Origin of the sequence: Streptomyces sp. NPDC059957 (genome assembly GCF_042730015.1) — a bacterium.
Taxonomy (GTDB): Bacteria; Actinomycetota; Actinomycetes; order Streptomycetales; family Streptomycetaceae; genus Streptomyces.
The window spans coordinates 22,179-28,735 of the sequence record NZ_JBHWMB010000088.1 but is presented as its reverse complement, the minus strand read 5'-3'; the positions used below and the strand labels follow the sequence as shown (position 1 = coordinate 28,735).

The window sequence follows — 6,557 nt, the reverse complement described above, 5'->3', positions numbered from 1 at the left end:
CACACAGCGCGGCTATCGCCTGCTCGAAGCCGTCGGCGTCGACCGCGGCGAGGTCCAGCGCACCGGCACCCACGTCCGGCACCCTTCCGGCGGCGGGCACGTCCATGACCGCCGTCACTTCGACCGGGTACGGATCCCCGTGCGCGGCCGGGCCGGGAGCCGGAGGGGCGGTGGAGCGCCGGCGGACGGGCGAAACGTTCCACTTGACCAGCGCCACCCCGACCGCGAGGACCACCGCGGTGACCACGGGCGCGACCCAACCGCCCGCGCCGGTCTTGAGGAAGACGGCCAGGCCACCGACGCATATACCCGCGAGTCCCACGGCCAGCACCACATCGCGCCCGAACGACGCGGAACCGCGCCCGGCCGCCCTTGCTTCTTCCCCCGGCAACGTCATGCGGGAGCCCTCCCTCGATCGGTTTGGACGCGCCGCGGTCCCGGACCCGTGGGGGTCCGGGACCGCGGCGGTGGACGCCGGGTGTGTACGGGTCAGTGCTTGAAGACGTCCTTGATCTTTTCCTTGGCCTGGCGGGCGTCGCCCTTCGCCTGCTCGGCACGGCCCTCGGCCGTCAGTCGCTTGTTGCCCACCAGGCGGCCGGCCGTTTCCTTGAGCTTGCCCTTGGCCTGCTCGGTCTTGGCCCGGCTCTTCTCGTCCTTCGACACAGCTGATCACTCCCTGAGGGACGGGGAACTCCTTGCCCTTCCTCGTCTGACCCGGATCGCGGCCGGCAAACACACAGACGGAAGGCCCTGCGAGACCTGGGCCGAACGAAGCACTCGGGGATCGGAGCTGTGGCCCCCGGGCTCGGACTTCCCGCGCCGGCCCCACCCACCCCCTCGCCGAACCGGCCCCCAGCCCGGCGCTGTCCCAAGTCGGTAGCACCTGGCCGGAGCCCCCGACCCGGATGGCCCCGACCCCCGAGTCCTCGTGCTGCTCACGGAGGCCTACCGCCACGGCAAAGCCATCGGAGGCTGGAACGACTCGTCCCCCACCCTGCTAGCGGCCGGCATCCGGGAGGGCGCCCCCGGTATCGCGTTCACCTCCAGCCCCACCGCCGCCCTCAAAGCCATCACCCAGGGGCTGAGGGAACACCGCGCCTGGGACAGGTTCCCCACCTCGGTCTGAATCAGGCCCAGCCGGTCCCTACGGCCCAAGGAGGCCTCGGCCCCTGCTCCCCTGAAGCAGGGGCCGACCCGCAGTCACCGTGCATCGAAGCCGCAGGGGCGTACTCGGGCTGCCCGTTGCAAGATCGGGTAGGCGAGTCCCCACGAGGGTTCCGCAGGAGAATGGTGATCGGCTTGCTGGGTTTGACCGGGGTAGACGTGGTGTACGCCTGCGCGGGGCTGGGGGCTCTGTGCGCGGCGGTGCTTCCCACCGCCCTCGCGAAGCGGCCCCTGTCCTTGCCCATGGTGTTCCTGGCAGCGGGGTTCCTGGTGTTCCTGCTGCCGCTAGAAGCGCTCCCGACACTCGACCCCGTCCGGCACCGCGGCGTCGTGGAGCACCTCACGGAGGTCTGTGTCGTGGTCGCGCTGATGGGCGCGGGTCTGGCCATCAACCGGCCACCGGGCTATCGCGCCTGGTCGACGACGTGGCGACTGCTGGGCTTGGCCATGCCCCTGACGATCCTGCTCACCGCGGCCGCAGCGGGGTGGCTGCTGGGGTGGCCACCGGCCGTGGCCCTGCTGGTGGCGGCCGCCCTCGCTCCCACGGACCCGGTCCTGGCCGCGGAAGTACGCGTGGGAGAGCCGACCGACGATGAAGACGACGAGGACGAGGTCCGCTTCGCGCTGACCAGCGAGGCCGGGCTCAACGACGGTCTGGCCTTCCCGTTCGTCCTGGCGGCCATCGCCCTGACCACGGCTTCGGCAACGGGCTGGTCCACCGATGGACTCTGGCACTGGGTGTGGAGCGACATCCTGGTGCGCAGCGTGGTGGGATTGGCGGTCGGGCTCGGTGTCGGACGGCTCCTCGGCTGGATGTTCTTCCAGGCCTCCTGGAAGGCACTGCGGCTCTCCGAACACCGCGAGGGCTTCGTTGCGCTGGCCGCGACCTTCACGGCGTACGGGCTGACCGAGATCCTCCACGGCTACGGGTTCCTCGCCGTCTTCGTCGCCGCCTGCACGATCCGCAACGCCGAACGCTCCCACCGGTACCACCGCGTCATGCACGCCTTCACCGATCAGATCGAAAGGCTCCTCACCGCCGTCATCCTCTTCCTCGTCGGCGGCTACATCGCCGACGGCGGCCTGGCCGCACTGACCTGGCGCGGAGCAGCTCTCGGGCTCGTGCTCTTCCTGCTGATCCGCCCGGCCGTCGGCTGGGCCGTCCAGATCGGTGGCAAGGCCGCGGGCAAAGAGCGAGCGGCCATCGCGTTCTTCGGCATCCGGGGCATCGGTTCGTTCTTCTACCTCGCGTACGCCTTGGGCGCAGCAGAATTCGCCGCCCCCGTCCGCGAGTTGTGGGCGGTGGTGACCTTCACCGTGCTGCTGTCGGTACTCCTGCACGGCGTCGCGGCCACACCCGTCACCACTCGGCTCGACCGCTCCGCCCCGGACGGACCAGAAGAAGAAGGCATAAACGAACAGGCTCATCCCGCGTGATTGGTCCCGGATTCTGGCTGCATCGCCTTCGAGCGGTGGTCGAGGGGCACAGGAACCGGCCGTGCGGGCCGGGCCGGTCTCGCGGCGAGTGCTGACGAGTGCTGACGGGTCAGTGCTTCATCCGCCGGCGGTCGCCGTCGCTCCAGGCACGGGTGTCGCGGGGTTCGACGTAAGGTTCCTCGTCCTCGGGCAGCCCGCCGGCGATCGCGCGCTGGCGAACCATTTCGGCATCGAACTCCAGGCCGAGGAGGATCGCAAGGTTCGTGATCCACAGCCAGACCAGGAACACGATCACGCCGGCGAGGGTGCCATAGGTCTTGTTGTAGGAGGCGAAGTTCGCGACGTAGAACGCGAAACCGGCCGAGGCGGCCATCCAGATGACCAGCGCCAGGAGGCTGCCTGGCGTCACCCACTTGAATCCGCGGCCCTTCGCGTTCGGCGCGGCCCAGTAGAGAATCGCGATCATGATCGTGACGAGGAGGACCAGCACCGGCCACTTCGCGATCGACCACACGGTCAGAGCAGCGTCCCCAACCCCCAGCGCGGTGCCCGCCTGCCGGGCCAGGGAGCCGGAGAATACGACGATGAGCGCACTGGCGCAGGCCAGGACCGTCAGCGTGACGGTGAGGGCCAAGCGCAGCGGGAGGACCTTCCACACAGGGCGCCCTTCGGGCATGTCGTAGACGGCATTCGAGGTACGGATGAACGCGGCGATGTAGCCGGACGCCGACCACACAGCGACAGTCAGGCCGACGATCGCCAGGAGCGAGCCGACCCCGGAGTGGCCCTGGAGCTGCTGCACGGCGTCGCTGACCACGTCCCGCGCCGAGCTGGGAGCGAGTTCCTGCAGGTTGACCAGGACCTGTTTCGTCACCGACTCCCCGGCGATGCCCAGCAGTGACACCAGCACCAGCAGTGCAGGGAAGAGCGCCAGGACCCCGTAATAGGTGAGCGCTGCGGCCCGGTCGGCGAGCTCGTCGTCCTTGAACTCCTCCACGGTGCCGCGCAGCACCGCCTTCCATGACCGCTTGGGCAGCTCGGTGGGCCGGTCGGGCTCCCGCTCCTTCACCTGCCGATCCGGTCCTGCCGTGCTCTCGGGGCCGGATTCCCCGCCCTTGTCGTCCTCACATGGGCCTGGCTTCGATGCGCGTGTCATACTCAGCGCCTTTCCAGCGCCGCCTCGCTCATGTCCGCGAGGACGCGCCGAAAATCTCGTGGGCCGCGTGCGGCCTGGCGTCGCGCCCGGCGGGCCGGCGTCCCCTCGTGCTAGCCGGGCGCCTCTCTCCCCAGCCCGAACGGCTCTTCGAGCTCGTCGCAGCGCAGCAGATCTTCACCATCGCTGACAACGACGAAGTGGCGCACCGTGGGACCGAGCGGGTGTCGGGCATGACGGCCGGACGTGGTTCAGGGGGTAGCGGAGAGCGGGATGAACGCTGTGATCGTCTTGCCGTGGGCAGACGGCCGGATCTCCGTGTGGTCGGCGATCCGGTTGACCAGCAGCCAGCCGAATCCTCCCGGTACATCAAGGGGTGTTCCCGGCGTGCGGGGAAACGACGAGGATCTGTCCGACACTTCGACCGCCACACAGCCCGCGAGAGGCACGACGCGGAAGTCGCTGACGCCGCCGGCGTGGCGGTCCGCGTTGGAGACCAGCTCGGAAACGACCAGCAGCACGTCGTTCACCAGGTGCTTCCCCACTCCGCTCGCCGCCAAGGCATCGCGGGCGATCGACCGGGCGTCCTCACATCTCAGACCGGCCGTGCGACGTGGCCTATCCGGCATCGTCTCTCCCTTCATGACTCGCTCCTTCCCCTTCTCGCCCACTGAACCCCGCCAGGACGCCTGCCTCGCTCCCCCGGCCGACCTGTTCGACTCACCGGCGGCTCCTCCCTCCACCGCCGATCGCGCGCCGATCGTGGACAGCGCAAGGTGCCTGCCCCGTTCCTGTACCCCCCGCCCAGGGATACCCCTAGATCGTCGGTGACCGCTACGGCCGTTCTCAACGACCCTGTCGCAGCCCGATCCGGGAGGACCGCACCTCCGAAGCCGGGTCCAGCGACAAGTCTCTTCGTCGACTCCCGGTGAGGCTTTGTCGAGCCGGCACCGCAGGAACGGGTTGGGCACCCGCCGTTCTCCACCGCCGCTGATGATCCCGACCGTGAAGTTCACGCATACCAGTCCCGGACGCGGGCATCCGCACGATATCGAGCCGAGATGATCATGAGGACAAGGAGTGTCCGTGCTGCCCTTCAACGTGACCGAGAGCGGTGTGCTGATCATCCGGCTTCGGGCCGATCTGGATATCGCCGGCCGGGCCGCAGCCGCCTCGGCTATCGACGGATACCTCGCCGCCCACCGGTCCGCACCCGTCATGCTGGAACTCTCGGACGCGCCGCTGAGTACCGCCGCGGTGAGCACGGTCGTACGAACCCACCGCATGTGCCGCTCCGCAGGAGCGCCGCTGGCCGTCCTCGCGGCGACCGCCGAAGCACGCCGGGCGCTGGAGGCACAGGTGGGGGCCGAGGGGCTGGCCGTCCAACCCACCCGCACCCTGGCCACCGCCGCGCTCTCGGCTGCCTCGCCCCCGGTAGCCACAGCGGCGTAAGCCGCACCTTTGGCACTGCCGGGGGCTCGCGCCACCCGGTGGCCCGCGCGTCCGTGGGTAGGCACGGCTTGCGTACTCCCCCTTACACGACGAGGAGATCCCTTCATGAGCACCACCCCGGTCCTGGAAGTCACCCCTCGCCGATCGGTGCACGCAGCCGCCCTCATAGCCGTTGGTCTCCCGCATTCGGCGCTCGACGCGATGCTGGATGCCGCCTACGAGACGCACCGCCGTTTCCGGCACGGCGCGTTCGCCGAGCCGTGCCCGACCTGCCACGTCTCGGCGGGCGAGCTCTGCCTGGCGCGACGCAGTGTGCACGCTGCCCGCCGGCTCGCACACCGCGCCCGGGCAGCACAGAGCGGCCGGGGCTTCCCTCCTTTCACGGCACGGTGACCCCCCTCGACGGGTGGATGGCAGCGGCGTCACGTCACGTGCTGGCCGAGCTGTCTCCGTCCGTGCGCCGCAGCTCTACGAAGCCCTGCGCACGCTGATCGCCCAGCCCGACTGTCCGCCGAAGTGGTCCTGGACCTGACCCAGCTCACCTTCTGCGAGTCCTCCAGCCTCAACGCCATCCTTCAGGCCCGCCCCACCGCCGAAGAACACGGCCGACGCATCAGCCTGCACGCCCCCACCCAGCACGTGCAACAGGGCGGGGGCGGCAGCTTGTTGCTGCCGTCCCCGCCCTGGAGTGCTCGGTGTCCGCGCGCGTGCTACAGACGGTGCGGTCCGTCGTAGTAGCCGCCGACCTGGCGGTGGTAGTCGGCATCACCGAGATGCTTGTCCTTGTCGAACTCCGGAGCGTTCTTGATCTGCTCCTTCGTCCGGTCGACATAGATCTTCTCGTCGTTCGCGTCGATCCGGCTGATCGTGCCCGCGGGCAGCAGGACTTCCTTGCCGAAGATCCACGGACCTGTGTCGACCACGATGTACGAGGAGCCGACTTCATCCGAGTGCTTGTCGACCTTGCCGATAGAACCGTCGCTCGCCTCGACCTTGTACCCCGTCAGATCCGACCCACCCAGACGGCCGGCAGTCTCGCGGTAACCCCAGAAATTCTCAGTCATGCAAAAAGCAACTCCTCCGGTCGTGGAGACGGAAGGAAATGGATATCCCTACCGCACCTACTGCATTAACGGCAGAACTCTCGTTCCGACCTAACCATCGCTTGCCCCGCATTTCACTCCGTACACTTCTCCGTCCACATCCAGACCGAAACGGCCGTCGATCGTCGAGGCCGGCCGCATCACACCCGATTTCCGATGCCACCAGGTAGGGCAAATCCAGGGCCCCGCACATGGCGAGGTGGCGATGGCCTGTCAACCCCGGATCGGGGAGTGACAGGCCACCGCCA

Annotated in this window: 9 protein-coding genes and 1 pseudogene; 5 read left to right on the top strand and 5 right to left on the bottom strand. The window is 69.0% G+C overall.

The window, feature by feature from the left end; genetic code table 11:
* Positions 1–397: pseudogene (locus tag ACFWBW_RS36340) on the bottom strand (hypothetical protein); the annotation flags it as partial.
* Positions 398–489: 92 nt separating this feature from the next.
* Positions 490–663: a CsbD family protein gene (locus tag ACFWBW_RS36335; RefSeq protein ID WP_385382266.1), complete on the bottom strand. Its 174-nt coding sequence runs from the start codon at positions 661–663 to the stop codon at positions 490–492.
* Between the two features lie 220 nt (positions 664–883).
* Between ACFWBW_RS36335 and ACFWBW_RS36330 the strand changes: the two genes are divergently transcribed.
* Both ACFWBW_RS36330 and ACFWBW_RS36325 read left to right on the top strand, forming a co-directional pair.
* Complete coding sequence (locus ACFWBW_RS36330) at positions 884–1,126, top strand: hypothetical protein (protein ID WP_385382284.1); 243 nt, start codon at positions 884–886, stop codon at positions 1,124–1,126.
* 182 nt (positions 1,127–1,308) lie between these two features.
* Entirely contained in the window at positions 1,309–2,601 is a 1,293-nt protein-coding gene (locus tag ACFWBW_RS36325) for a cation:proton antiporter (protein ID WP_385382281.1), read from the top strand.
* A 109-nt stretch (positions 2,602–2,710) separates the two neighbouring features.
* Here the strand turns inward: ACFWBW_RS36325 and ACFWBW_RS36320 are convergent, their stop codons facing one another.
* Together ACFWBW_RS36320 and ACFWBW_RS36315 are read right to left on the bottom strand one after the other, a co-directional pair.
* Complete coding sequence (locus tag ACFWBW_RS36320; protein WP_385382263.1) at positions 2,711–3,757, bottom strand: YihY/virulence factor BrkB family protein; 1,047 nt, start codon at positions 3,755–3,757, stop codon at positions 2,711–2,713.
* Between the two features lie 248 nt (positions 3,758–4,005).
* Positions 4,006–4,398: an ATP-binding protein gene (locus ACFWBW_RS36315; protein WP_385382260.1), complete on the bottom strand. Its 393-nt coding sequence runs from the start codon at positions 4,396–4,398 to the stop codon at positions 4,006–4,008.
* 442 nt (positions 4,399–4,840) lie between these two features.
* Here ACFWBW_RS36315 and ACFWBW_RS36310 point away from each other — a divergent pair, with 442 nt between their 5' ends.
* The 3 genes from ACFWBW_RS36310 to ACFWBW_RS36300 all read left to right on the top strand — a co-directional run bounded on the left by ACFWBW_RS36310 (position 4,841) and on the right by ACFWBW_RS36300 (position 5,941).
* Positions 4,841–5,206 carry an STAS domain-containing protein gene (locus ACFWBW_RS36310; RefSeq protein ID WP_385382257.1) on the top strand — a complete coding sequence of 122 codons (366 nt, stop codon included), beginning with the start codon at positions 4,841–4,843 and terminating at the stop codon, positions 5,204–5,206.
* Between the two features lie 105 nt (positions 5,207–5,311).
* Positions 5,312–5,599 (top strand): hypothetical protein, encoded by a 288-nt coding sequence (locus ACFWBW_RS36305; protein WP_385382254.1) that lies wholly within the window; start codon positions 5,312–5,314, stop codon positions 5,597–5,599.
* 111 nt (positions 5,600–5,710) lie between these two features.
* A complete protein-coding gene (locus ACFWBW_RS36300) occupies positions 5,711–5,941 on the top strand; it encodes an STAS domain-containing protein (protein WP_385382278.1) in 231 nt (76 codons plus the stop codon).
* Here ACFWBW_RS36300 and ACFWBW_RS36295 read toward each other — a convergent pair.
* Positions 5,917–6,270, bottom strand: coding sequence for a PRC-barrel domain-containing protein (locus ACFWBW_RS36295; protein WP_385344641.1), 354 nt, complete (start codon positions 6,268–6,270; stop codon positions 5,917–5,919). The genes ACFWBW_RS36300 and ACFWBW_RS36295 overlap by 25 nt on opposite strands.
* Positions 6,271–6,557: the final 287 nt, after the last annotated feature.

Bases quoted from the DNA above. Each gene is read 5' to 3' on its own strand.
- ACFWBW_RS36315 (WP_385382260.1), bottom strand. From the start codon at position 4,398: ATGAAGGGAGAGACGATGCCGGATAGGCCACGTCGCACGGCCGGTCTG.
- ACFWBW_RS36320 (WP_385382263.1), bottom strand. From the start codon at position 3,757: ATGACACGCGCATCGAAGCCAGGCCCATGTGAGGACGACAAGGGCGGG.
- ACFWBW_RS36305 (WP_385382254.1), top strand. From the start codon at position 5,312: ATGAGCACCACCCCGGTCCTGGAAGTCACCCCTCGCCGATCGGTGCAC.
- ACFWBW_RS36295 (WP_385344641.1), bottom strand. From the start codon at position 6,270: ATGACTGAGAATTTCTGGGGTTACCGCGAGACTGCCGGCCGTCTGGGT.